General features: G+C 49.5%; 1 protein-coding gene. It reads left to right on the plus strand.

The genetic code is table 11. The annotated features are described in order from the left end of the window. The coding region (locus tag R7Z77_RS25710) for a glycoside hydrolase domain-containing protein (RefSeq protein ID WP_318137093.1) at window positions 1-695 on the plus strand (695 nt) is incomplete at both ends.

Genomic DNA, 695 nt, shown 5'->3' on the forward strand with positions numbered 1-695 from the left:
CGCTTCTCAGATGGTTGGGCACCAAGACAAAAAGAATTGTTCGTGATGGCATTCGACCAACCAATCAAAAACGTTCGCTTTGCTTACTACGATAAAGAGCAAGGTCGTTACATGGACGTGCCAGAAGGCATTACGGAAATCGGTAACGAAACACGCGGCAAGTACCAATACGCGCGCGCTTACGTTGAGTTCGACACATCCAAAGACGGCTTAACGGTTGAAGCGAAATTAGCGCTATCAAACGTTGAGATTGGCGAGAATGGCAAGTCTGGTGCTTCTCTTAACATGACAGAAGTTGCGGGCATGAACTTCGACCAAGTACGCGAAGCGGCAACGAAGAAATGGGAAGACGAACTCGGCAAGATCCAAGTATCTGGCGACGAAGATTACAAACAGACCTTCTACACCGCGATGTACCACTCGTACCTAGGTCAAACCATTCACTCTGACTTAGATGGTCGCTACCGCCAAGTTCACCAAGGTCGCAACGCTTACCCAGATGGCAACACACCTTGGGGCGATAAGATTGATACGCTGAAAGAGTCAATCCGCACTGCCGATGCTAACAAAGATGGCAAAGCAGACTTCACGCGCTACGACACTTTCTCTTTGTGGGATACCTACCGCGCAGTTCAACCGTTGTCTTCGATTCTTGAGCCAGACCGCTTAGCAGACGTGGTGCTGTCTATGCTGTC

This window comes from Vibrio sp. 1401 (genome assembly GCF_033340295.1).